This window comes from Arthrobacter sp. E44 (assembly GCF_041877125.1).
Classification (GTDB): domain Bacteria; phylum Actinomycetota; class Actinomycetes; order Actinomycetales; family Micrococcaceae; genus Arthrobacter.
The window spans coordinates 87,256-112,239 of the sequence record NZ_JBHDJA010000015.1; the positions used below are offsets into that span (position 1 = coordinate 87,256).

The 24,984-nt window shown below is 65.7% G+C and carries 20 protein-coding genes and 1 pseudogene; 12 read left to right on the top strand and 9 right to left on the bottom strand.

What is annotated here, in order from left to right:
* Positions 1–8: 8 nt before the first annotated feature.
* From ACETK3_RS14405 to glyA, 6 genes are all read right to left on the bottom strand, one after another.
* Positions 9–572, bottom strand: a complete 564-nt coding sequence (locus ACETK3_RS14405; protein ID WP_236801521.1) for a hypothetical protein — start codon at positions 570–572, stop codon at positions 9–11.
* Between the two features lie 144 nt (positions 573–716).
* The gene (locus tag ACETK3_RS14410; protein WP_373462166.1) at positions 717–1,571 is read right to left on the bottom strand and encodes an ABC transporter permease; all 855 of its coding nucleotides are present in this window, start codon (positions 1,569–1,571) and stop codon (positions 717–719) included.
* Positions 1,526–2,398: an ABC transporter permease gene (locus ACETK3_RS14415; RefSeq protein ID WP_237430106.1), complete on the bottom strand. Its 873-nt coding sequence runs from the start codon at positions 2,396–2,398 to the stop codon at positions 1,526–1,528. Before ACETK3_RS14415 ends, ACETK3_RS14410 begins: the two co-directional genes overlap by 46 nt.
* A 10-nt stretch (positions 2,399–2,408) precedes the next feature.
* Positions 2,409–3,383, bottom strand: a complete 975-nt coding sequence (locus ACETK3_RS14420) for an ABC transporter ATP-binding protein (RefSeq protein ID WP_236801518.1) — start codon at positions 3,381–3,383, stop codon at positions 2,409–2,411.
* A gap of 144 nt (positions 3,384–3,527) precedes the next feature.
* Positions 3,528–4,430 carry a bifunctional methylenetetrahydrofolate dehydrogenase/methenyltetrahydrofolate cyclohydrolase gene (locus ACETK3_RS14425; protein WP_237430105.1) on the bottom strand — a complete coding sequence of 301 codons (903 nt, stop codon included), beginning with the start codon at positions 4,428–4,430 and terminating at the stop codon, positions 3,528–3,530.
* 3 nt (positions 4,431–4,433) lie between these two features.
* Positions 4,434–5,732, bottom strand: coding sequence for a serine hydroxymethyltransferase (gene glyA, locus ACETK3_RS14430; RefSeq protein ID WP_236801516.1), 1,299 nt, complete (start codon positions 5,730–5,732; stop codon positions 4,434–4,436).
* 276 nt (positions 5,733–6,008) lie between these two features.
* Between glyA and purU the strand changes: the two genes are divergently transcribed.
* Together purU and ACETK3_RS14440 are read left to right on the top strand one after the other, a co-directional pair.
* Positions 6,009–6,869 carry a formyltetrahydrofolate deformylase gene (purU, locus tag ACETK3_RS14435; RefSeq protein ID WP_236801514.1) on the top strand — a complete coding sequence of 287 codons (861 nt, stop codon included), beginning with the start codon at positions 6,009–6,011 and terminating at the stop codon, positions 6,867–6,869.
* Between the two features lie 110 nt (positions 6,870–6,979).
* A complete protein-coding gene (locus ACETK3_RS14440) occupies positions 6,980–7,507 on the top strand; it encodes a gamma carbonic anhydrase family protein (protein ID WP_237430104.1) in 528 nt (175 codons plus the stop codon).
* Between the two features lie 61 nt (positions 7,508–7,568).
* On the opposite strand, the gene ACETK3_RS14445 is transcribed toward ACETK3_RS14440, so the two are convergent.
* Both ACETK3_RS14445 and ACETK3_RS14450 read right to left on the bottom strand, forming a co-directional pair.
* Complete coding sequence (locus ACETK3_RS14445; protein WP_237430103.1) at positions 7,569–9,305, bottom strand: NAD(P)/FAD-dependent oxidoreductase; 1,737 nt, start codon at positions 9,303–9,305, stop codon at positions 7,569–7,571.
* On the bottom strand, positions 9,302–10,732 hold the full coding sequence (locus tag ACETK3_RS14450) for an amino acid permease (RefSeq protein WP_237430102.1): 1,431 nt from the start codon (positions 10,730–10,732) through the stop codon (positions 9,302–9,304). The genes ACETK3_RS14445 and ACETK3_RS14450 overlap by 4 nt, the downstream gene beginning before the upstream one ends.
* 194 nt (positions 10,733–10,926) lie before the next feature.
* Here ACETK3_RS14450 and alr point away from each other — a divergent pair, with 194 nt between their 5' ends.
* Together alr and ACETK3_RS14460 are read left to right on the top strand one after the other, a co-directional pair.
* Positions 10,927–12,162: an alanine racemase gene (gene alr / locus ACETK3_RS14455; protein ID WP_373993102.1), complete on the top strand. Its 1,236-nt coding sequence runs from the start codon at positions 10,927–10,929 to the stop codon at positions 12,160–12,162.
* Positions 12,152–13,759 (top strand): annotated as a pseudogene (locus ACETK3_RS14460) (PucR family transcriptional regulator ligand-binding domain-containing protein). The gene alr and the pseudogene ACETK3_RS14460 overlap by 11 nt, the downstream one beginning before the upstream one ends.
* 4 nt (positions 13,760–13,763) lie before the next feature.
* Here ACETK3_RS14460 and ACETK3_RS14465 read toward each other — a convergent pair.
* Complete coding sequence (locus tag ACETK3_RS14465; protein WP_373993103.1) at positions 13,764–14,618, bottom strand: nitrilase-related carbon-nitrogen hydrolase; 855 nt, start codon at positions 14,616–14,618, stop codon at positions 13,764–13,766.
* 237 nt (positions 14,619–14,855) lie between these two features.
* Here ACETK3_RS14465 and ACETK3_RS14470 point away from each other — a divergent pair, with 237 nt between their 5' ends.
* The 8 genes from ACETK3_RS14470 (at position 14,856) to ACETK3_RS14505 (ending at position 24,946) form a co-directional block, all read left to right on the top strand.
* The gene (locus tag ACETK3_RS14470) at positions 14,856–16,046 is read left to right on the top strand and encodes an ROK family transcriptional regulator (protein WP_142130729.1); all 1,191 of its coding nucleotides are present in this window, start codon (positions 14,856–14,858) and stop codon (positions 16,044–16,046) included.
* 131 nt (positions 16,047–16,177) lie between these two features.
* On the top strand, positions 16,178–17,737 hold the full coding sequence (mmsA, locus tag ACETK3_RS14475) for a multiple monosaccharide ABC transporter ATP-binding protein (RefSeq protein WP_373993104.1): 1,560 nt from the start codon (positions 16,178–16,180) through the stop codon (positions 17,735–17,737).
* Positions 17,738–17,781: 44 nt separating this feature from the next.
* A complete protein-coding gene (gene mmsB / locus ACETK3_RS14480) occupies positions 17,782–19,065 on the top strand; it encodes a multiple monosaccharide ABC transporter permease (protein WP_236821580.1) in 1,284 nt (427 codons plus the stop codon).
* Between the two features lie 49 nt (positions 19,066–19,114).
* Positions 19,115–20,209, top strand: a complete 1,095-nt coding sequence (locus ACETK3_RS14485) for a sugar-binding protein (RefSeq protein WP_236801504.1) — start codon at positions 19,115–19,117, stop codon at positions 20,207–20,209.
* Between the two features lie 200 nt (positions 20,210–20,409).
* On the top strand, positions 20,410–21,864 hold the full coding sequence (locus tag ACETK3_RS14490; RefSeq protein ID WP_373993105.1) for an ABC transporter permease: 1,455 nt from the start codon (positions 20,410–20,412) through the stop codon (positions 21,862–21,864).
* Between the two features lie 2 nt (positions 21,865–21,866).
* Positions 21,867–22,571, top strand: coding sequence for an ABC transporter ATP-binding protein (locus ACETK3_RS14495; RefSeq protein WP_237430098.1), 705 nt, complete (start codon positions 21,867–21,869; stop codon positions 22,569–22,571).
* A gap of 120 nt (positions 22,572–22,691) precedes the next feature.
* Positions 22,692–23,762: a Gfo/Idh/MocA family protein gene (locus ACETK3_RS14500; RefSeq protein ID WP_236801500.1), complete on the top strand. Its 1,071-nt coding sequence runs from the start codon at positions 22,692–22,694 to the stop codon at positions 23,760–23,762.
* A 206-nt stretch (positions 23,763–23,968) separates the two neighbouring features.
* Positions 23,969–24,946 (top strand): hypothetical protein, encoded by a 978-nt coding sequence (locus tag ACETK3_RS14505; RefSeq protein WP_237430097.1) that lies wholly within the window; start codon positions 23,969–23,971, stop codon positions 24,944–24,946.
* Positions 24,947–24,984: the final 38 nt, after the last annotated feature.

Genomic DNA, 24,984 nt, shown 5'->3' on the forward strand with positions numbered 1-24,984 from the left:
GCTCCACTCTAGTCGATGATGGTTCCGGTCACCGGCTCCCCGTTGCCCCCGGAGGACTTGATCATGTCCCGGGCATTGGCGGCTGTGATCTGGATGGTCTCGAGGGCGCGGTTGATGGTGTCGTGGTTCGCGGCGTCGCCCTTGGCACGCTCCTCCTCCACCACGCGGATTTGTACCTGGACGATCTTGAACGAATGGTCCAGCTTCAGGTCGCGCACCTCGTCAGCCTCGGTGCGTTCGTAGATCACCTGCGTCCCCCCGTGGTCGGCCGATACGCGGGCCGGACCACGTCCGGCTGCCGTCTGGAACGCGCTCTGGGCCTCTGACAGCTTCGCCCCGGCCTTCTTGGCGGCCCGCTGGATGCTGAAGACCACGAACGCAGCCAGCGCAAGCCAGAAGCCGGCGATGATGGCCACAACCCAGCCCACGACGTCGTTCTGGTTCGCTGCGAAAATAACCGCCACAACGAAAGCCGTCACCAGGACCATCAGCCCCGGTCCGCTGATCCGGAACATCGAAAAACCACCCCGGGCGGGTTTGGAGGATGACGAGGAGCTGCCCAAAGTTCGCATGCAGCCATTGTCTCAAACGGAAGACTGTGCTTCCGCCGCCTTCCACCCCCGGCGAACAAACCCCCGCTCCCCCAACTGACTCGCAGTAGTTGTCGTTCTGACGGCTCAAAACGACAAGTAATGCGACCTAGTTGGACGCGGGCATCACTTCAGGAACAGGCTCCGCAGGCGCAGGGTGGTCAGCAGCATGCCGACTGCGGTCATCACCAGGTAGTAGCCCACGTGCAGGAGTGTGGCGGACGTGAAGCTTCCCACGCTGATCTGCCGCAGCAGCTCCACCCCGTGCCACAGCGGCATGGCCTGGATGAACCACTGGATGGGCTGCGGATACACGCTCAAGGGGTAGAAGGTGGCACTGAACAGGAACATGGGCAGCAGGATGAAGTTGATCCAGTCCATCTGCTGGAAGGTCTTGAGGAAACTGGTGATGCCCATGCCGAGGCTGGCGAACCCGAAGGCAATCAGGACGGACGCTGGAATCATGAGCAGCGCCCAAGGCGAAGTGATCAGCCCCATGACCCCCATGACCGCCGTGAATCCGGTGGCGTAGAGCATGCCCCGCAGCAAGGCCAGGAAGATCTCTCCCAGCGCGACATCCAGCGGGCCCAGCGACGTGTAGAGCATGCCCTGGTAGAGCTTGGCGAAGTTCATCTTGAAGAAGACGTTCCACGTGGAGTCATACACCGCACCGTTCATGGCCGAGACAGCCAGCAGGGCAGGGGCAATGTAGGCGGCGTAGCTGATGTGTGTACCGTCAGGCCCCTGGACCTCGCCCACGATGGCCCCGAGGCCCACGCCCATGGAGATGAGGAACAGGACCGGCTCGAAGAATCCGGACACCATCACCAGCCAGTTGGTGCTCCGCGTGGCCATAAGCCCGCGGGCAATTACTGCCCTGGCGTTGCGGGAGTACAGCGGCCCGAACGTCCGGCTGCGCGCCTGCGCGGGCGCGCTCACTGGCCCAGCCTCAGGGCGAAGCGGCGCCGCGTCAGCACCCATCCCAGGACAGCCAGCCCCGCCAGCACGGCGGCGTGGACAACCGTGAGGAGCAGCGGTTCACGGTAACCGAAACTGAACACCCGGCCCAGTTCCGTGCCGTGCCAGATGGGTGAGATCCACCCGATCCAGCGGACGGCCAGTGGCAGGTTCTCCAGCGGGAAGAACGTGCCGGAGAACAGGAACAGCGGCATCACAATGAACCTCATCACCAGCGCGAACTGGCCCTTGTCCTCAGTGATGGAGGCCGAGTAGGCCATCAGCGGCAACCCAAAGGCGAGCCCCGTCAGGGTGGCCACCAGGATGCCTACCCAGCCCCAACCCGACGGCGAAGCGCCGAACAGTGCCACGGCGGCAAAGTAGATGGCTGACTGCAGCAGCAGGCGCAGCGTCACGGCAATGATCTGGCCGGCGGCAATCTGCTGCGGTGTCAGCGGCGAGGCATGGGGGCCAAAGTAGATCCGCCGCCACTTGAACCCGTCCATGATGGGAAACGTGAACTCGTTGGCAGCAGTCATCACGGCGGCGGACACCAGCAGCGCCGGGGCGATGAAGGCCAGGTAGGAGACGCCGCCGAAGGCCTCGTTGCCGGTATCCACCAGGGTGGCCAAGCCCACACCCATGGCGAACAGGTACGCCACTGGCTGGCCGACGCTGTACATCACGATGGACCAGGTGTACCCCTTCATGACGCGGAGCACCTGCTCCGCATAGTAGAAGGCACCCCAACGCCGCGCCTTGGCCGCCGAGACCTCCGGCGCGTGCGCCCGCAGCGCGGGGCGCGGACCAACCCCCGACACTGATTCAGCCAACCCGTCTGATTCAGTCAATCCCCCGGATTCAGTCAACGAGGCTCCGCCCGGTGAGCCGAAGGAACACGTCCTCCAGCGAGGACCTGCGGACCAGCGACGTCAGCGGCCTCAGGCCGCGGGCCGATACCTGCTCAAGGGCGGACTCGCCGTCGTGCGCGTACATCAGCACCCTGTCAGGCAGCACCTCAAGCCGTTCCCCGATGCCCTCCAGCTGCGACCCGATGGTGGCGTTGCGTTCCGAACCGAACCGCAGCTCCACCACTTCCCGGGTGGAGTGCTCACGGATCAGCTCCGCGGGCGAGCCCTCGGCCATGATCCGGCCCTTGTCCACCACGATCAGTCGGTCGCAGAGCTGCTCAGCCTCGTCCATGTAGTGCGTGGTGAGGATCAGGGTGACGCCCTGCTCCTTCAGCCGGAACAGCCGGTCCCAGAGGATGTGGCGGGCCTGCGGGTCGAGTCCCGTGGTGGGCTCGTCCAGCAGCAGGATCCGCGGTTCGTTGATCAGGGACCGCGCGATGGTGAGGCGGCGCTTCATGCCGCCGGAGAGGGCGTCCACCCGGGATTTGGCCTTGTCCGTCAGCTGGGCGAATTCCAACAGTTCATCGGCCTTGGGCTTGAGGTAGCTCATGGGCAGGCCGAAATACCGACCGTAGACCAGGAGGTTGTCGCGTACGCGCAGTTCCTCGTCCAGGTTGTCCTGCTGCGGCACCACGCCCAGGTGCGCGCGCACCTCAGGGCCGTGGGTGTCCGGGTCCAGCCCCATAATGCTGAGCTGCCCCGCGGAGCGGCGGGTGACACCGCCGATCATCTTCATGGTGGTGGACTTGCCCGCGCCGTTGGGCCCGAGCAGCCCGAAGGACTCCCCCGCGGGCACGGCAAAGGAGATGCCGTCGACGGCGGCAACATCACCGTAGGTCTTGGTCAGGTTTTCGGCGGAGATGACGGTGCCGGACGGCGGGCCCGTGGTCAGGGTGCCGGCAGGCGTCAGGGCGTGGTTGTGCACCTGTGCAGACTAATGGAGGCGGGGCGGATGTGGAAGGACGCTTGCAGTTTCGTTATTAAACGTACGACGGCGGCACGGCGCCTTTCCTGGGAAAGGTGCCGTGCCGCCGTCGTACTTCTTCCTGCCGGAACTAGTCTGCAGTGCCTACTGGCCGATGCCTGCCGCGCGTTCCGCGGCCTCCACCACGTTGGTCATCAACAGAGCCACTGTCATGGGGCCCACGCCGCCAGGATTCGGCGAAATCCAGCCGGCCACCTCGGCGGCGGCGGGATCGATGTCGCCGTAGACGCGGCTCTTGCCCGTCTCCGGATCGGTCTCGCGGGTGACGCCGACGTCCAGCAAAGCGGCACCCGGCTTCACGTCCGCTGCCTTGACGATGTGCTTCACGCCGGCCGCACCCACGATCACGTCCGCCTGCTTCAGCAGTTCGGAGAGGTTGGTGGTGCCGGTGTGGGTCAGGGTCACGGTGGCGTTGACGTCCCGCCGCGTGAGCAGCAGGCCGATGGAGCGGCCGATGGTGACGCCGCGGCCCACCACCACAACGTGCTTGCCGGCCAGGCTGTAGCCGTTGCGCTCCAGGAGCTCGATGACACCGCGGGGGGTGCACGGCAGCGGCGTGGTGATCTTGTTGTTGACGTTCAGCACCAGCCGGCCGAGGTTGGTGGGGTGCAGCCCGTCGGCGTCCTTGGCGGGGTCGATCCGTTCCAGGATGGCATCCGTGTCCAGGTGCTTGGGCAGCGGCAGCTGCACAATGTACCCGTGGCAGGCGGGGTCCGCATTGAGTTCGTCAATGAGGGCCTCCACCTGTTCCTGGGTGGCGTCGGCCGGAAGCTCGCGCTGGATGGAGTTCATCCCAATCTGCACGGACTGCTTGTGCTTCATGGAGACGTACAGCTGCGAGGCCGGGTCCGCGCCCACCAGCACAGTTGCGATGCCGGGAGTGACGCCCTTGGCCTTGAGTGCGGCCACGCGTTCGGTCAGCTCGGCCTTGATGGCAGCGGCGGTGGCCTTGCCGTCGAGGATCTGCGCGGTTGTGGTTTCAGTCATTGGTTACCACTGCTCGTGCTGCGGGTAGAGCGGGAAGTCGGCTGCCAGCTTGTCAACGCGTGCCTGCAGGGCCTCGACGTCGGCGCTGTTGCCTGCCTTGAGGGCGGTGGCGATGATCTCGGCGACCTCGGTGAACTCGGTGGCGCCGAAGCCGCGGGTGGCCAGGGCGGGGGTGCCGATGCGCAGGCCAGAGGTGACCATCGGCGGGCGGGGGTCGAACGGGACGGCGTTGCGGTTGACGGTGATGCCCACCGAGTGCAGGAGGTCCTCGGCCTGCTGGCCGTCCAGCTGGGAGTTGCGCAGGTCAACGAGCACCAGGTGGACGTCGGTGCCGCCGGTGAGAACGGAGACTCCGGCCTGGGCCACGTCGGCCTGGTTCAGGCGGTCGGCGATGATCTTGGCACCTTCCAGGACGCGCTCCTGGCGCTCCTTGAATTCCTGGGTGCCGGCGATCTTGAAGGCCACGGCCTTGGCGGCGATGACGTGCATCAGCGGGCCGCCCTGCTGGCCGGGGAAGACGTTGGAGTTCAGCTTCTTGCCCCACTGTTCCTTGGCCAGGATCACACCGGAGCGGGGACCGGCCAGGGTCTTGTGCACGGTGGAGGTGACGACGTCGGAGTGCGGCACCGGGCTGGGGTGCAGGCCTGCAGCCACGAGGCCGGCGAAGTGTGCCATGTCGGTCCAGAGCAGTGCGCCCACTTCATCGGCGATGGAGCGGAAGGCGGCGAAGTCCAGGTGGCGCGGGTAGGCGGACCAGCCGGCGATGATCACCTGGGGCTTTTCCTTGATGGCCTGCTCGCGGAGCTTGTCCATGTCCACCCGGAAGGTGTCTTCCTCCACCTGGTAGGCGGCAACTTCGTAAAGCTTGCCGGAGAAGTTCAGCTTCATGCCGTGGGTCAGGTGGCCGCCGTGGGCCAGGGACAGGCCCAGGATCTTGTCGCCGGGGGTGATCATGGCGGAGAGGGCCGCGGCGTTGGCCTGTGCACCGGAGTGCGGCTGGACGTTGGCGAACTCGGCGCCAAACAGTGCCTTGACCCGGTCGATGGCCAACTGCTCTGCAACGTCAACATATTCGCAGCCGCCGTAGTAGCGGCGGCCCGGGTAGCCCTCGGCGTACTTGTTGGTGAGGACGGAGCCCTGGGCCTCCATCACGGCGCGGGGCGCGAAGTTCTCGGAGGCAATCATTTCCAGGGTGCCGCGCTGGCGGCCCAGCTCCTGCTCAAGGACTTTGGCGATTTCGGGGTCGAGCTCAGCCAGCGGCTGGTTGCTGACGGCTGTGGTTGAGGTGGCTGTAGTAGTCACGAAGAACTCCTGGCTAGGGATACGGGCACTGCTTAGGTCAGGCTACCGGCTGGCGCGCTTCCGCACCGTGTTGATGACAGGGCGTGAAAGCTCGGCATGGCGCTGCTGCGCTGACGCGGGCGCAACCCCACTTTCCGGCAAAACATGACCCTCGGCCCAGGCGTACGATCCGTGGTCTTCGTGATTGCCGCTCCCTGGTGGTTAGCCACCCAACGCCAGTTGCGACCGTCCCAGCCTACCAAAACCGGCGCCCGCGGCGCGGGTAGGCTATTACGCGTGAATGAACAGCTGCTGAACCAAGCGTATGTAGTAACCCTGTCCTGCCCGGACCGTCCCGGAATCGTCCACGCGGTGGCCGGAGCACTCCTGGTGGCGGGGTGCAACATTATGGATTCACAGCAGTACGGCAGCCCCACCACCGGCAACTTTTTCATGCGGGTGGAGGTGACCACGGCCGCCCCCAAGTCGGAGCTGCGCGCCGCGCTGGAGCCGGTGGCAGAGGCCTTCTCGATGCAGTGGAGCCTGGATACTGTGGGCGACAAAGTGCGCACCCTGGTGATGTGCAGCACCTCGGCCCACTGCCTCAACGACTTGCTCTTCCAGCAGCGTTCCGGCACGCTTCCCATCGAAATCCCGGCCATCGTGTCGAACCACCAGGACCTGGCCGGGCTGGCCGAGTTCTACGGCATCCCGTTCCACTACATCCCCGTGACCAAGGACACCAAGGTGCAGGCGGAGGACAAGCTGCGCGCGCTCATCGCCGAGCACGACATCGAGCTGACCGTCCTGGCCCGCTACATGCAGATCCTGTCCGATGAACTCTGCGCCGACCTCACGGGCAAGGCCATCAACATCCACCACTCGTTCCTACCGTCCTTCAAGGGCGCCAAGCCCTACCACCAGGCGCACGCGCGCGGCGTGAAACTGATCGGCGCCACGGCCCACTACGTCACCGCAGCCCTGGACGAGGGGCCCATCATCGAGCAGGAAGTCATCCGGGTGGACCACGCCCGCACCGCCGAGCAGTTCGTCCAAATGGGCCGCGACGTGGAGGGCCGCACGCTGGTCCAGGCCGTGCAGTGGCACGCCGAGCACCGGGTGCTGCTGGACGGCAACCGCACCGTGGTCTTCAACTAGGCCACTCCCCCTCAGCTACCCAACTGGCTGGCATTAGTTGTCGTTTTCGACCCGCAAAACGACAACTAATGCGAGTCAGTTGGGTGGCGGGGGTGGCTTAGGGTGAAGCCATGGCTCCTCTTTACCCTTTCGCCGGCAACGCCCCGGCCATCCATGAAACAGCGTTCGTGGCCCCGTCGGCCTCCATCATCGGCAACGCCACCCTGGGCCGGGACTCCAGCGCCTTCTACGGCGTCTCCGTCCGTGCCGACACCGCCCCCATTTCGGTAGGCGCCGGGAGCAACCTGCAGGACAACGTGGTGCTGCACGCCGACCCTGGCTTCCCCTGCACGGTGGGCGAACGCGTCAGCGTGGGGCACGCCGCCGTCGTCCATGGCTGCACCGTGGAGGACGACTGCCTGATCGGGATGGGCGCAACGGTCCTCAACGGCGCAGTGATCGGCGCCGGCTCGCTGGTGGCGGCCGGCGCCGTGGTGCTCGAAGGAACGGTGGTTCCACCCCGCTCACTGGTGGCGGGCGTGCCCGCCAAGGTGCGCCGCGAACTCACCGATGAGGAGTTCGACGGCGTCCGCGCCAATGCGACGCGTTACGTGGAGCTCGCGGCGCAACACCGCGAGCTCTCCCCACCCACTCCCTAACCTCGCAAGCTCGGCCAGGGAACCCGGCGGGCGTGGGCCCACGCTAGTCCAGGCTGATCGGTTAATCCAGGCTGATCGGACCGAACTCGTCCAGCAGGTCGCCCGGACCCGGGTTGCCCTGCGCGGATGACCCGCCCAGGTGCTTCACCACGCCCCACACGGCGTTCAATCCGGTGGTCACGGCACCTTCAGCCCAGCCGGCGGTGAAGGAGACGTCGTCGCCGGCAAGGAAGATGCCGCGCTGGGATTCGGGCAGCTTGTCCTGCTTGAAGTGCGTGAACAGCCGCTGCTGGTAGCGGTAGTGCCCGGGCAGGTTGGCCTTGAAGGCGCCCATGAAGTTGGGGTCCGCCTCCCAGGACACGGTGATCGGCTGGCCCACGATGTGCCCGGCGATGTCCACGCCCGGATAGATCTGCTCGAGGGAGTGCAGCATCAGCTCCACGCGTTCGTCCGCGTCCAGGGCCAGCCACTTCAGGGCGTCGTCGTTCCACGTGTAGGACAGCAGGATCACGGCCGGCTGGTCCGGACCGTTGTCCAGCAGGTACGTGGCGCGGTTCAGCCGGTCGGTCAGGGTCATGGAAAGGACCTCATTGCCGGTTTCGGGGTCGGTGTCCTTCCAGAACGGCCGGTCCACCATCACAAACGTCTTCGAGGACTGCATGTAGTGCGATTTCTCCATGGCGGTCCACAGTTCGGCCGGGAACAGCGCTTCCTCGGTGTGGATGCGGGTGGACAGCAGCCATGACTGGCAGGTGGTGACCACAGCCGGGTAGCTGGCCTCGCGGCCCCACCGTTCGCGGACGCGCAGATTGCCGTCCGGGTCCCGGCTGATCTTCCCCACGGCGCCGCGGGGCGAACCGGAGTGCAGCGAGGCCAGGGAGGTGCCGGCGGGCCAGTGCACCAGGTCCGACGGCGCGTGCTGCCACAGTGCCTCGGGGAGCCGTTGCGCTCCCCCGCGGATGAGCCGGTGCTGGTCGTCCGCGTCGGTGTAGACCACGCGGAGGATTTCCAGGATGGAGTTGGGGAAGTCGGTGTCCCAGCCGCCGGTGCCGAAACCCACCTGGCCGAAGGCTTCCCGGTGTGCGAACCCTGCCTTCTTAAAGGATTCACTGGCGGCGATGAAGCCGTAGAAGGTTTGCTCGTCCATGAGCGGGAGCAGTTCGTTCCACAGTTCCTTGATGCGGGCCATGTCGCGCGCCTTGATGGCCTCCTGCGTCTCCACGAACTTGGCGCCGTCGTTGACCGCGGCCTTCCAGGCGTCGGCCACCTCGCGGAAGAAAGGTGGCAGGTCGCCGGACTTTTCCGCGTAGTACTTTTTGCCGGCCAGCTCGATCACGGTGCTGGAGGTGGCCTCGGCAAGGGGGTTGGGGAAGTCCTGGGTCTCCAGGCCCAGCAGGTCCACGTAGTGGTAGAAGGCCTTGCCAGAGACCGGGAAACGCATGCCGCCCAGGTCCGCCACCACTCCGGGTGCTGCCGGGAAAGCCGCTGTGCGGAGCCTTCCGCCGATCTGGTCCGCTTCATAGACCACGGGCCGCAGGCCGAGTTTCATGAGTTCATAGGCGGTCACCAGCCCGGAGAGGCCGGCGCCGATGACGGCCACCTCCGTGCCGTACAGCTCCCGCGGAACCGAGCCCAGCCCGTCCGGGTGGGCCAGGTAGTGGTCGTAGCTGAACGGGAAGTCGGGGTTCAGCATGGTGATGGGCGCTGCCTGTCCCGCAGCGCCGCGTCCGGCTGCATCCGCCGGCGGCGTGGATGTGCTGGAGGGGTCGAAGGCGGGCAGTTCGGTGGCGATGGTCATGAGTGTGCTGCTTTCACAGGTTCCTGGCTGGGGGCCTTGGCGGTCAGTTCACGGTAGTCGAGCTCGCTGAGAGCCGCTACCTTCGAGTTCCGGCGTCCATAGCCGAAGTAGATGGCAATGCCCACGAGCATCCAGGCACCGAAGACCAGCCAGGTCTCGGCACCGAGGTTGGCCATGAGGTAGGCGCACATCAACGTGCCCAGCACGGGGGTCATGGGGTACAGCGGCACCCGGAAGCTGCGCTTCAGGTCAGGGCGGTGGCGGCGCAGGTAGATGACGGCCACGTTGACCAGCGCGAATGCGAACAGGGTGCCGATGCTGGTGGCGTCCGCCAGGGCGCCGAGCGGCACCAGCCCTGCGGTGAGCGCGACGGCGGTGCCCACGATGAGGGTGCCGGCGGCCGGGGTGCCGGTGCGGGGAGAGACGCGTCCGAAGATCTTGGGCACCAGCCCGTCCCGCGACATGGACAACAGGATGCGGGTCTGCCCGTAGAGGACGGTGAGCACGATGCTGGCGATGGCCAAGACGGCACCGACGGAAAAGAGCAGGGCGATCCAGGGCTGGTTGGTGGTCTCCTCCAGGATCTGGACCAGGGCGGCCTCGGTGCCGTCGAACCAGCCCCAGGGCCTGGCACCTATGGCGGCGACGGCCACCAGGACGTAGATGCTGGTGACGATCACCATGGACAGCAGGATGGCGCGGGGAAGGTCGCGTTTGGGGTTCCTGGCTTCTTCACCGGCGGTGGAGGCCGCATCAAAGCCAATGTAGGAAAAGAACACCCGCGAAGCTGCGGCTGAGACGCCGGCGGCACCCATGGGCATCAGCGGCTCGAAGTTTCCGGCGTTGAACGCGGTGAAGGCAACGGCGCAGAAGAACAGCAGGATGCCCACCTTGATGATGACGATGGCGGTGTTGATCCAGGCGCTTTCCCGTGCACCGCGCACCAGCAGGACCATGGCCAGCACTACGATGGCCACCGCGGGAATGTTCACCACCCCGCCGTCACCCGGGGGCTGGGACATGGCATCGGGAAGGACCTGCCCGAAGGCGGCCAGCGCCTCGTTAACATACTGCCCGGCGCCCACAGCTACTGCTGCCACGGAGACGGCGTATTCAAGGACGAGGCACCAGCCACAGATCCACGCCATGCCCTCGCCCATGGTGGCGTAGGAGTAGGAGTAGCTTGAGCCGGCCACCGGAACCAGCCCGGCCATTTCAGCGTAGGAGACGGCGGAGAGCAGGGCGGCCAGGCCCGCGATGACGAAGGAGATCCAGATGGCCGGGCCGGCCAGCGGCACGGATTCCCCGAGGATCACCAGGATGCCGGTCCCCAGGGTGGCACCTACGCTGATCATGGTGAGCTGGAGGACGCCGAAGCTGCGCACCAGCCCGCCGCCGCCCCCGCCGCTTCCGGCTTCGCTGATCATCTGGCCGATCGGTTTACGGCGCAGCAGTTGGGCCCGGAGCCCGGGCCGTCCTACGCGCGGCGCAATGGTTTTTTGGTGGTTACAGGCACAGTCACCGTTGACGTCCCTTCAGAGTAGTTTTCGGTTTCCCCTCCCCAAGGTTGGCATGTGAGGCAACTCTCAACCCGGTGCAAAATGACTTATAGTGATCCACCATGAGACTTAATGCACACACCGAACAGTCCGCGCCGGCGGTGTTGTCCGGGCAGGTCAACGTCGACCTGTCCGCCATTTCAGACAATGTCCGGGTCTTGAGAGAACGCAGCGCGGCACCCTTTTTCATGGCTGTGGTCAAGGGGAACGGCTACGGCCACGGCCTGGTTGAAGTGGCCAAGGCCGCGGTCGCGGCCGGCGCAGACTGGCTGGGCACGGCACAGCTCGCTGAAGCCATCACACTCCGCAGGGCGGGCATCACCGCGCCGATCCTTTCCTGGCTCTATCTGGCATCCCAGACGAGTGAAGCCATCACCGAGGCCCTCGAAAACGACGTCGATCTGTCCCTTGGCAGCGTCTCCCAACTGGAGGTGCTGGCAGCCGCCGCACAGCGGCTGGGACGCCCCGGCGTCGTACATCGTGAACTCGACAGCGGACTTAGCCGGGGTGGCGCCCGCATGGAGGACTGGGCCGGGCTGGTTGCCCGGGCCCGCCGGGCCGAACTCGACGGTGCCCTGCGGGTGCGCGGCATCTGGACCCACCTGGCGTGGGCGGATGTCCCAGCCCATCCCGGGAACAGTGCCGCAGTAGCGGAATTCGAGGAAGCAGTCCGGCTTGCGAAAGTCGCCGGACTTGACCCTGAACTCCGGCACGTGTCCAGTTCGGCCAACATCCTTGACCGCCCCGGATTCCATTTCGACATGGTGCGCGCCGGGCTGGCCATCTACGGCCTGGCCCCTGCTGACTACCTGGCTCCCGCGGACTTCGGGTTGCGTCCCGCGCTCAGCGTGACCGCTCCGCTGGTGATGATCAAGAAGGTTCCTGCCGGCACCGGGATCAGTTACGAACACCAGGCCATCACGCATGAGGCGCGCTACCTGGGCCTGATTCCCCTGGGTTACGCGGACGGTATTCCAAAAGGCATCAGCGGCCGCCCGGTGGTGAGCGTCGGGGGCCGCCGGGTGCCCGTGATCGGCAAGGTGTGCATGGACCAATTCATGGTGGACCTGGGGCCGGACCGCACCGGCTTTGAGGTGGGTGATACCGCTGTATTGTTTGGCGACCCCGCGTCCGGTGCCGCCAGCGCCGACGACTGGGGTGCCGCCATTGGCAGCCACGGGGACGAAATCATCAACCGGATCGCACCGCGCCTGCCGCGCTCCTATGCGGGGGCGGCCGCCCACGAGTGCCCCGACTACCAGGAGCCGGCTCCCGCCGGCGTCGGCCATGCCGGCTGAGCCCGCCGCAACCGGGCGGCTGAGCTTCGTCACCCTCCAGCAGTTCCTTGACCAGCTGCCGCCGGTACTGAAGACGCTTCACGACGGCGGCAGTGGCGGGCAGCTGCTGCGGTGGGTGGAGCCCAGCGAGCTGGAGGACCCCACGCCCTACCTTCCCGAGGGCGAGTTCCTGCTCACCGCCGGCCTGCCCTTCCTCGGCGAGGGTGGCTCCCCCGCGAAGGTGGATGCCTACGTCCGGCGGCTGGTGGAGGCAAAGGTGGCCGCCCTCGGCTTCGGCATCAGGCCCTACTTCGACGCCGCCCCCGACGTGGTGGTGGACGCCTGCCGCAGGCACAACCTCACCTTGTTCGAGGTGCCGGAGTCGCTGCCGTTCGCTGCCATCGGCCTCGAATTCTCGCAGCTCCTGGAAACTGACAATGCCAGGGTTTTCCGGCAGCTGGCAGAGACCAACCGGCAGCTCATGCGGGCCGTCCTCTCCCCCAAGCCCGAACACGAACTGCTGGCCGCCTTGGTCCAGCGGGTGCCCGTGTGGGCGGTCATGGTGGGGGCGGACGGCAGGGTCCGGGCCCGCGGCACCGGCGCCGGCGGCAGCACCGCCGTCGACCTTTCCCTGTTGGAACCGATGCTGGAACGGCTGCTGTCCGGCCGCGGCCCGCGGGTGGAAATGGACGGATTCGACCAGCCGGGCTCTGCCCTGGTGGTGGGCCACCCCCTCCGCAGCACCAAGGACGCCAACCTGGGCGCACTGATCCTCGGCTCCGACGTTCCGCTGACGCCCGCGCAGAACAACGTGGTCCAGTCCGCCGTCGGACTGCTCGAGCTGCTGGTACGGCAGCGCACCAGCGGGTCGCTGGCTCCCAGCCAGCTGGCCACCGCCGTCCTGCTGCATCCCGAAAGCCTCACCACGGGCGGCACCAAGCACCTGAACGGACTCAAGGACCTGCTGGCCCAAAGCCTGTCCTCCACTCGCTCCGCACCGATGCGCGTGGTGCAGGGCATCAAGGTGGAAGCGCCCGAATAGCCGGCCGGCGACAGTCCCGTGCGGGAACTCCTGCAGTGGCGGCGGATGTTCGACACCAAGCTGGTGGAGATCACGGACTACGGATTTGCGGCCGTGACCCGGCTCAAGGTTGATGATGCATTGCTTGCGGATGTGGAGAAGCTCGGGTGGCGCCTGGTGATCGGCGAACCCACAGAGCTCACCGCCCTACCGGCGGCGTACCAGCGCGCCACCTCGCTGCGCAGCCAGGTCCAGAGAAGCGGGACCAGTGTACGCGCCGATGAAGTGTCCTGGTCCGTTACCGGGCTGCTGGGCCGTGACGCAGGGACCCTGCTGGCCGAAAGGCTGCTGCGGCCGGTCCTGGCGCTGGAACCGGACCGGCGGGACCCGCTGCTGGCCGTCTTACAGGGGTGGCTCAGCGAAAACGGCAGCTGGGACGGGTCGGCCAAGCGGCTGGGGCTGCACCGGAACAGCGTGCGGCGCCAGATCGGCCTCCTTGGTGAGCTGCTGCAGATGGACCTGAACCAGGCACAGGTGCGGGCCGAGCTGTGGATTGCGCTGCAGTACGCGGACGCCTTGACCGCTGACGCTGTCTAACGGCTTAGGCACCGTCCGCGGTATCGGCACCCTCGGCCAGGCGCCCCTCCCACTCCCGGTACAGCTCAGGCCGGCGCTCCCTCATGTATGGCACCTCTTCCCGTGCTGCGTGTACGGTCTCGGTGCCCACTTGGGCAAACAGCAGTTCCGGGCCGCCGCCACCGGAGGCGAGGACCGCGCCGTCGGGGCCGGCCACGACGCTTCCGCCCCCGAACGTGTAGGCGTCCTCGATTCCGCAGTGGTTGGCATAGGCCACGTTCAGCTGGCTTTCCAAGGCGCGGGCACGGATCAGCACCTGCGGCACGGCGTCGAAGCCTGTGGACAGGGCGGTGGGCACCAGGAGCAGTTCGGCGCCCCGGGCAGCTGCCGCCCTGGCGGCCTCCGGGAATTCAATGTCGTAGCAGATCAGCAGGGAGGTGCGCACGCCCTTGAAGGTGACGACGGCGGGGGGTTCAGCGGCTGCCACGAAGGCCTTGCGCTCCTCGCCGCCGAAGAGGTGCACCTTGGCGTAGGACAGGAGCTCGGTGCCGGTAGCGTCGACCAAGGTTGCGGAAATGTGCCAGTCGCGGCCTTGGGCGGGGGCGCCGGCTTCGCCGCCGGCGACGGAGGGCAGGCTGTAGACGAGCGCAATTCCGTTCCGGCGGGCGATCTCGGCCAGCTGCGCACGGATGGCGGGAAGGCTTGCCGGGTCCAGTTCGGATCGCAGCCTGAGCGGGGCGTAGCCCACCGGAAACAACTCCGGCGTGAGCAGCAGGTCCGCCCCAGCTGTGGCAGCCCGGCGTGCGGCATCATCCACCGTCCGGAGATTGGCCTCGACGTCCAGGACCGCGGCATTCGCCTGCAGGACGGACAGCAGCATCGTTACCACCTTCTGTATGCCTCTCCGCGGGGAATGGCTGTTCGTAAGTGTTCTGCCTTCCAGCCTAGACAGCCCTTCCGGGAGTCCGCCGGGTCGTTTGGACCCGCCAGCCTGGCGTCCGGGACAGAATGCACGGGGGTCCCGCTTGCCTTGGGCCGGGTGCTTGTCCACTACTGCACAGGCGGCCATGCGTTAACTTCTTGACTACAAGCGCAGCAATAGGGCAATGTTCTTAGCATGTCCGCACCCCCGCGCTCAACGAAGAGCAAGCCCAAGAATCCCGGGTCCCAGTCCGCGCTGCGGCAGCTGAACCAGCAGCGGATTATCGAGACTCTAATGGGCGGCCCCTCCACGCAGGCGGAGCTCGCCCGGCAAACGGGGCTGTCCACCGCCACCGTCTCGAACATTGTCAAAATCATGCTCGACTCCGGCCTGGCATCCACTGAACCCATCACCAGTTCGGGCCGGCGTGCTCTGAACGTGCGGCTGAACAGCAACGGCGCCGTCGCCGTCGGAATCGACTTCGGCCGGCGCCACCTAAGGGTGGTCCTGGCCTCGCTCAGCTACCACGTCATCGCCGAGGAATCGGTGATGCTCCCGCTGGGCCACCAAGCGGATGACGGCATCCAGGCGGCCGTGGCCCTGCTGGAGAAACTCCTGCGCGAAAGCGGCGTGGACCGGTCCTCTGTGGTGGGTGCCGGCGTCGGTATTCCTGGCCCTATCGACCGGCGGACCGGGACGGTGGCGCAGGGGGCCATCCTTCCCGAATGGGTGGGCATCAACATCCTTCAGCATCTTGAGGAAACCTTGAGAATCCCCGTCTTTGTTGACAATGACGCCAATCTGGGCGCGTGGTCCGAGGTGACCTGGGGGCAGCATTCCGGGGTCAGTAACCTGCTGTTCCTGAAGATCGGATCCGGCATCGGCGCGGGCCTGATCCTCAACGGGGCCCCCTATTACGGCAACGTGGGGATCACCGGCGAAATCGGCCATGCCACCATTCATGAGCAGGGCCTGGTGTGCCGCTGCGGCAACCGCGGCTGCCTGGAAACCATTGCATCCACCACCACCATGATCGAGCTCCTCAGCCGCGGCGACGACCCTCCCCTGACGCCCGCTGACATCGTCCGCAAGGCCCTGAACCGGGACTCCGCCACCCTCCGCGTGGTCGACGATGCGGGCCTGGCCGTGGGCCGCGCGCTGGGCAACGTGGCCAACCTGATCAACCCCGAGGTCATCGTGGTGGGCGGTCCCCTGGCCGGCCTCGGGGACCTCCTGTTGGACCCTATCCGGAGGGGCCTGATCCGGCATGCAGTGCCCGTGATCGGCGAAACCACCACCCTGACCATGTCCTCGCTCGGCGACCGCGCGGAGGCCCTCGGGGCAGCAGCACTGGTCTTCCAGCATGCGGGGATCCGGAAGTCCTAGACCATTTCGTTATCCGGCAATTGCGTTAAAGACTTGACGACAATGGCTGTGATCCAGTTTACTTTTGGTTCAGACGGCCCTGCGCTTTGCCGGCCGGACAAAGAAGTCATTGCATTGGAGGGTTAGGGCTCATGATGTCCCAGACCACGCACACGGACCCGGTCATCCTCGAGATGCGGTCCATCACCAAGGAATTCCCCGGCGTTAAAGCCTTGTCGGACGTAAGCCTTCGGGTAAAGGCCGGCGAGGTCCACGCTATTTGCGGCGAAAACGGGGCCGGCAAGTCCACCCTCATGAAGGTCCTGTCCGGTGTGTACCCGTACGGAAGCTACGACGGCGACATCGTCTACCAGGGGCAGGTCCAGCAGTTCCGGGACATCCGGGCCAGCGAGCACGCCGGCATCGTGATCATCCACCAGGAACTGGCGCTGATCCCCGAGCTGTCCATCATGGAAAACATCTTCCTGGGCAATGAACCCACCAAACGGGGCGTCATCAACTGGGCCGAGGCCCGCCTGCGGTCGCTGGACCTCCTGGCACGCGTCGGCCTGCGGGAAGACCCCGACACCCCCATCAAGGAAATCGGCGTCGGCAAGCAGCAGCTCGTGGAAATTGCCAAGGCGCTGAACAAGTCCGTGAAGATCCTCATCCTGGACGAGCCCACGGCCGCGCTGAACGAATCTGATTCGCAGCACCTGCTGGACCTCATCCTCGGGCTCAAGGCAAAGGGCATCACCTCGATCATCATTTCGCACAAGCTCAACGAGATCGAGCAAATTGCCGATTCCATCACGATCATCCGTGACGGCAAGTCGATCGAGACGCTGGATGTGAAGAAGGATGGCGTAGACGAGGACCGCATCATCAAGGGCATGGTGGGCCGCACCCTGGAATCCCGCTTCCCGGAGCACACCCCCAAGATCGGGGAAGTGTTCTTCGAGGTCAAGAACTGGACCGTTGGCCACCCCGCAGTCCAGGACAGGTTGGTCTGCAAGAACTCCAGCTTCTACGTCCGCCGCGGGGAAATCGTGGGCTTCGCAGGGCTCATGGGCGCCGGCCGCACCGAGCTGGCCCGTTCTGTCTTCGGCCGCTCCTACGGACGCTTCATCGACGGCCACATCTACAAGGACGGCAAGGAGATCGTTCTTAAGAACGTCCGCCAGGCCATCGACTCCGGACTGGGATACGTCACCGAGGACCGCAAGTCGCTGGGTTTGAACCTCCTTGACGACATCAAGACCACCACCGTGTCAGCCGCCCTGAAGAAGATCAGCCACAACTCGGTAGTGGACCCCAACCAGGAGTTCACCGTGGCCGAGCAGTACCGCAAGTCGCTGCGTACCAAGACGCCGTCCGTGGAGGAAGGCGTGGCCAAGCTGTCCGGCGGCAACCAGCAGAAGGTTGTGCTGGCCAAGTGGATGTTCACCGACCCGGACCTGCTGATCCTCGACGAACCCACCCGCGGCATTGACGTCGGGGCCAAGTACGAGATCTACGGGATCATCCAGCAACTGGCAAACCAGGGCAAGGGAGTCATCGTCATCTCCTCCGAGCTGCCCGAACTCCTGGGCCTGTCCGACCGCATCTACACCATCTTCGAAGGCGCCATCACCGGTGTCCTGACCAAAGAAGAGGCCAGCCAGGAAAGCCTGATGAAGCTGATGACCTCCGCCACCCGAAAAGCCGCCTGACCCTCTGGCCCATCCAGAACCTTCCGGACACAAGGACTGACACCATGAACGCCCTCAAAAAGCTGTTTGGCGGAAACACCCGCCAATTCGGCATGATCTTCGCCCTCGTGGCCCTGATCATCTTCTTCCAGTTCGCCACCGAAGGCCGGACCCTGACTCCCGGCAACGTCATCAACCTCTTCAACGGCAACTCCTACATCCTGATCCTGGCCATCGGCATGGTGCTGGTGATCATCGCCGGCCATATCGACCTCTCCGTCGGCTCGGTCGCCGCATTCGTCGGCGTCACCGTCGCCCTGGCCCTCCGCGACTGGGGAATCCCCTGGTGGGCCGGGATCCTCCTGGGCCTGGTCCTCGGTGCCGTCATCGGCGCCTGGCAAGGCTGGTGGACAGCTTATGTTGGCATCCCGGCCTTCATCGTGACCCTGGCCGGCATGCTCCTCTTCCGCGGCTTCAACCAGTTCGTGGGCAAGTCCAACACCATCCCGGTACCCACCGACTTCCAGTACATCGGTTCCGGCTACCTTCCAGAGGTGGGACCCGACACCGGGTTCAACAACCTGACACTCCTGCTGGGCATCGCCGCCGTAGTCTTCGTGGTGTGGGGCGAACTGCGCTCCCGTGCCCGGGCCAAAGCGCTGGGCGCCGAAGTACCCGAGATGTGGGTGACCGTGCTGAAGCTGGTGCTCATCTGCGCCGCCATCCTCTACGCCACGTACCTGTTCGCCACCGGCCGTCCGGGCACATCCTTCCCCATCCCCGGCTTGATCCTGGCCGTCCTGGTGCTGATTTACGGCTTCATCTCGTCCCGCACCATCCTGGGCCGCCACGTTTACGCCGTCGGTGGCAACCGCCACGCAGCCGAACTCTCCGGTGTCCAGTCCAAGAAGGTCAACTTCCTGGTCATGATGAACATGTCCATCCTGGCCGGCCTGGCTGGCATGATCTTCGTGGGCCGCTCCACCGCCTCGGGCCCGTTCGACGGCGTCGGCTGGGAACTGGACGCCATCGCGGCAGTCTTCATCGGCGGCGCGGCCGTGACCGGCGGCGTGGGCACCGTGGTCGGCTCCATCATCGGTGGCCTGGTCATGGCAGTGCTCAACAACGGCCTGCAGCTCCTGGGCGTCGGTGCCGACCTCACCCAGATCATCAAGGGCCTGGTGCTCCTGATCGCCGTAGCCTTCGACGTCTACAACAAGACCCAGGGCAAGCGGTCCATCATCGGCATGCTGACCCGGAACATGAACCGCCCCACTTCCGGGCCCAGCAACCCCATCCAGCCCGACGAAACCACCTCCACCAAGGAAGCGATCGCCAGGGAAGCCTGAAGTTTGCAGCCTGAATACCGTTCCATCACACAAAGAAAGAGAACCAACAATGCAAATGTTTGGTAAAGCAGGAAAGGCCGCAGCGGTTGCTGCCATCGCAGCACTGGCGCTGACGGGCTGCGGCCGCTCGGAGCCCAGCGGCGGCTCCAGCGGCAGCGCCGCAGGATTCGACCAGAATTCCTCCATCGGTGTCGCCCTTCCGCAGAAGACCAGTGAAAACTGGGTCCTGGCCGAGAAGCTGTTCAACGACGGCCTCAGTGGCGCCGGGTTCAAGGCTGACGTCCAGTTCGCCAACGGCGGCGTTTCGGAGCAGCAGAACCAGATCAGCGCCATGGTCACCAAGGGTGCCAAGGTCATCATCGTGGGCGCCATCGACGGCTCCCAGCTGGGCACCCAGCTCAAGCAGGCCAAGGACTCCGGCGCCACCGTGATCGCCTACGACCGCCTCCTGCTGAACACCGACAACGTGGACTACTACGTGGCCTACGACAACTACAAGGTCGGTGTGCTCCAGGGCCAGGCACTGCTGGATGGAATGAAGGCAAAGAAGCCCACCGGTCCGTACAACATCGAACTGTTCGCCGGTTCGCCTGACGATGCCAACGCCAAGGTGTTCTTCAACGGCGCCATGAGCGTGCTGAAGCCCAAGATCGACGACGGCACCCTCAAGGTTGTCTCCGGACAGACCAGCTTCGAGCAGGCCGTTACCCAGGGCTGGAAGGCAGAGAACGCCCAGCGCCGCATGGACACCCTGCTCAGCGGCAGCTACACCACCGCTAACGTTGACGGCGTCCTGTCCCCCAACGACACCCTGGCCCGCGCGATCCTGACCTCCGTCAAGGCCGCCGGCAAGCCGATCCCGGTAGTCACCGGCCAGGACTCCGAGGTTGAGTCGGTCAAGTCCATCCTGGCAGGCGAGCAGTACTCCACCATCAACAAGGACACCCGCAAGCTCGTTGAGCACGCGATCACCATGGTCAAGGACCTGCAGGCAGGCAAGAAGCCTGAGGTCAACGACGACAAGTCCTACAACAACGGCAACAAGGTGGTTCCCGCCTACCTGCTGGAGCCGGTTATCGTGACCTCCGCCAACGTCAAGACGGCCTACAAGGACGATCCCGTACTCGGCCCGATCACCAAGTAACACAGCGTTGAAAACCGCCGGGTAAAGCCGGCAAACAGGAAGGCCCGGTCCCATTGGGACCGGGCCTTCCTGCGTCCTGCCCGGGCGGCAACGACCCTCACAGCCCAAACACAGCTTCGGCCGGATACCTGCACAGGATGCCCGGCGAGGGTTGATGCGAAGCCGGCCTTCCGCGCCGGCACCTGAGTCATAGGAGTAACGTGAGCGTCCTTGCCCGAAGCGTAGGCAATGCCTTCAGAAACAAGGTCCGCACCGCAGCCGTTGTTGCAGTGCTGGCCGTCGCCATTGGCCTGGCCCTGGCCATGCTGGTGGCCAACCAGGCGGTCGGAGCGAAAATACAGGAGCTCAATGCCTCCGTCGGCACCGTCCTGACCGTCAACCCTGCCGGCGGGCAGGGCTTCGAAGGCGGTGGCGAGCCGCTCACCGCCGCCCAAGCAACCACCGCGGCCGGCGTTACCAACGTCAGTGCCGTCGTCGGAACCTCCTCACTGCGTTTGCGGAACGCGGCCGCTGCTGCTGCGCAGTCAGCCAGTCAGGCGGGACAAACTGGCCAGGCCGGTCAAGGAGGACAGGCCGGCCAGGGCGGCCCCGGCGGTCAGGCAGCCGCCACCCTCACGACCAGCCTCACAGCCGCAGTCGATGCAGGCACCCTGGGCAGCCGCAACCAGCAGGCCAACGGAACCACGGGATCCACCGGGACCGGCCAGCAGCCCAGGTCGCTGCCGATCACCGCCACCGGCATCGGGGCCGAGGTGGACACCACGGGCAAGGCACTGAACATCACCCAGGGCTCCGGTCTTGGTGACTATGCTGCAGCATCCACGGGCGCGCTGCTCGGCACCTCGCTGGCCGAGAAGAACAATCTCACCGTAGGGTCCACCTTCACCATCAACGACCAGACCTATACGGTTTCCGGTTTGTTCGACGCCGGCACCGCCTTTGGCAATAACGCTGTGTACGTGACCCTCCCCACCGCCCAGACCCTTGCGGGCACGCCCGGTGAACTCTCCAGCATGATCGTTACGGTGAACTCCATGAACAACGTCGCCTCCACCAAGACGGCGCTGCAGGCCGCCCTGGGCACCGACAAGGCTGACGTCACCCAGGGCCAGAACCTGCAGACCGCCGTCAGCTCCCTGGACAGCGTCAAGAACATCTCCTTCATCGCCTTCATCGCCGCCCTGGGCACCGCCGGCCTGATCATCCTGCTCATCATGGTGATGCTGGTCCGCGAGCGCCGCCGCGAAATCGGTGTGCTGAAGGCCATCGGGGCGCCGAACCGGACCATCGGGCTGCAGTTCGTCCTCGAAGCCCTGGTCCTGGCGGCCCTGGGCAGCGCAGTGGGCGCAGCGATGGCATCCTTCGCCAGTGGCGGCATCGCCTCCGCCCTGATCAGCAGCAACAGCACCACGGCTTCTGCCACCGCCGGCCGCGGCTTCCCGGGCGAGGCCGCCGGTGCAGGGGGCTTCCGCGGCGGACAGGGTGGGCCCTTCGGCGGCGCTTCCCAGCTGCTGAACTCCGTAACCGCCAGCGCGTCGCCCGGCGTCATCGCCGGCGGCATCGCGGCCGTGTTTGCCGTCGCCGTCATCGGCGCCCTGGTGCCCGCGCTGCTCACGGCGCGAATCCGTCCCATCGAAGTCCTGCGAGGAGAATAGCCATGATTGAAGTAAAGAACCTGGTCCGCACTTTCAACTCAGGGGACCGCACCATCAAGCCGGTGAATGATGTCAGCTTCGTCCTGGAGCAAGGAACGCTCGCCTCGATCGTGGGCAAGAGCGGCAGCGGCAAAAGCACCCTGTTGTCCCTCCTGGGCGCGCTGGACAAGCCCACCAGCGGAGACGTCGTCGTCAACGGCGTCAGCCTGGCCAGCCTGCCGGACAGCAAGCTGACCGAGTACCGCCGCCGGGACATCGGATTCGTGTTCCAGCAGTTCAACCTGATCCCCAACCTGTCCGCCGTGGACAACGTAACGCTCCCCATGGAGTTTGCCGGGGTCCGGAAGGGTGCCAGGCTCCAGCGGGCGCAGGAACTGCTGGAGCAGGTGCAGCTGGATCCGTCCAAGCACGAACGGCGCATCAACCGGCTCTCAGGCGGCGAGCAGCAGCGCGTGGCCATCGCCCGTGCCCTGGCCAACGAGCCTAAGCTGATCCTCGCCGACGAGCCCACGGGCAACCTGGACGAGCAGACCGGCGATCACATCATCGAGCTCCTCAGTTCCTTAAGCCGCGACCACAACACCACCATTCTGGTAGTCACCCACGACAGGGTCCTGGCCAACAAGACCGACCGCCGCTTCCGCCTGCAGCAGGGCAAGCTGACGGAAGAGCCGGTACGGGGCCGGGCGGTGGCCGCCACCGCCTGACGCGATCGAAAGGGGCCAGAGGGGTGCACGCGCTTCCATCTTTGGCCCCTTTTTCGTTTCCTTCTCCGGGCGGCCGGAACTTCCCCATTCCTTCCACGCCCCTGTGACAGGATGGCAGCTATGACTGCTCCCATCGCCACGCCGTGGCTGTCCAGCCAGCCCAACCAGGATCCACGCTCCGCAACCGGGGCTCCGCTGCGCTGGGGAATCATTGCAACCGGCAGCATCGCCCGCGCGGTCTCACAGGATCTGGCACTGCTGGAAGATGCCGAGCTGTACGCGGTCAGTTCCAGGACCCAGGACACGGCCGACGCTTTCGCCGTGGCCTACGACTTCGCCAAGGCGTACGGGGACGACGGCGGTGTGCCCGGCTACCAGCGGCTGCTGGCTGATGACGCCGTGGATGTGGTGTACGTTGCCACGCCGCACGCACAGCACCATGAGATAGTCCTCGCCGCCCTCAACGCCGGCAAGCATGTGCTCTGCGAGAAGGCTTTCACCATCAATGCGCGCGAAGCAGCCGAGCTCATCGACGTTGCGCGCAGCAGGAAGCTGTTCCTGATGGAGGCGGTCTGGAGCCGGTTCCTGCCGTCGATGCAACGGGCTTTCCAGATCGCCGCCTCTGGAGAACTCGGCGAGATCCACTGGGTCACCGCAGACCTCGGCTTTCCGGCTCCGTACTCCCCCACTGCCAGGCTGTGGGCCCGCAAGGACGGCGGCGGGGCCCTGCTGGATCTGTCCGTGTACCCGCTCTTGTGGGCGCTCGGCACGCTCGGCTTCCCGCAAACCGTCAGCGCCACGGGTGTGGTCAATGACGACGGCGTGGACGCGCAGAACGTCATGACGCTCGGCTACGACCACGCCGCCCAGGTCCAGCTCACCTCCTCGCTCCTGGCCCACGGCCCGCGCACGGCTACCGTGGCGGGAAGCCTTGGCTTCCTGCAGAGCGTGGGCTCCATCAACAATCCGGGCGAGCTCCTCATCGCCAAGGGCTGGGAGGACCGCCGGACGGAAACCTTCGACGTTGTGGGCAAGGGGTACGCCTACGAGCTGCGCGAGGTGATGAGGTGCGTCCAGCAGGGATTGACCGAGAGCCCGGTAATGCCGCTTGAGGACACGCTGAACACCATGCGCCTTTTCGACGGTGTGCGCGCCCAGCTTGGAGTCACCTACCCCAATGACAGGCATTAGAGAGCTTCAGAAAGGGAGGTACGACGTCGGTGTTGCAGCTTGCGGAGTCCGTGTCAGCTACGTGACCGGTTGTCTTGGCTCTTGACGCCTTTCGAGCGTGTGCCCTCCATTTGTAAAATCCCTTTAGGCTTTCTCTGGACTTCCGCCAATAAGCAGTCTTAGTATTTAGGGGCATCGATTGCACCGGTCACTGGGGGGTGGTACGCATGGCTCATATGAGTTCGCCATGGCGTGCCCTGCGCCCGGCGCTTCTTGCCGGAGCCGCCGCAGTGACCTGGCTGACGCTTTCTTCCACGGCTGCTTCCGCTGACATCGGCCCCGACTCTTCGTCGCTTATTGGCGGGGTCACCAGCTCGGTTTCATCCTTGACCCATGATCTGGCGGACGCCGATTCACCGGCTCCTTTGAATTCCCCGGCCGGCCCGGCGGCAACCCCCGGGCCGTTGCAGCCCATGGTGACCCAGGTTTCCGGACTTGCGGACAACCTCATCGCCTCCGTTCCGGCGGTGGACCAAGTGCTTCCTGCGGGAACCGTCTCCACTGTTTCGGCTCCCCTTGTTGACGTCGCCGACGGCGTGACGTCCGGCGTCGTGCAGGTTGTCGTAGAGCCTGCAGCCGAGGCTGTTCCTGCGCTCGAACCGGTACTCCAGCCCGTCTCCGATCTTCTGACCGGCGCCGCTCCGCTGCCCGTTCCGCTTCCCCAACAGGGGGTTGAGCTCCAGCAGCCACTTGAAGCGGTCCAGGCAGGGCCTCCGGCTACGGAAACTCCTGCCCCTGCTGCGGCGGAAGCATCAGCTGGCGCCCTGCAGGCAGCAACCGACGTTGATCAGGACGCTCTGGCTTTGGCCGATATATCGTCAGCAGCCAGCGGCGCAATCCCGGAAGCCCGCGGGGCTGCTGGACTCGCTGGAACTTCCGTTCTGCAAGCTGATTTAGCGGGCCTTGGTGACTCCGTCGCGGATGAGTATCTTCCCGCTGGGCCGGCGCCGCTGACTACAAACGTTCCTGCCGCCCCGGGATCCGGCACGGGCAGCGGTACGTCGTCAAGCGGCCCGTCCAGTGCCGCCGCATGGCTGAGCACCTTCGACGTCGATTTCATACTTCCCTGCGCGGTCCTTGCCGGGGATACCTCTGAGCACTTTCCTGCGCCGGTGTCCTTCGACCCCGGTTCTTCTCCTGACTAGTTGATGCCTCCTGCCCGTTCATGGGCAGCACGTGGCTA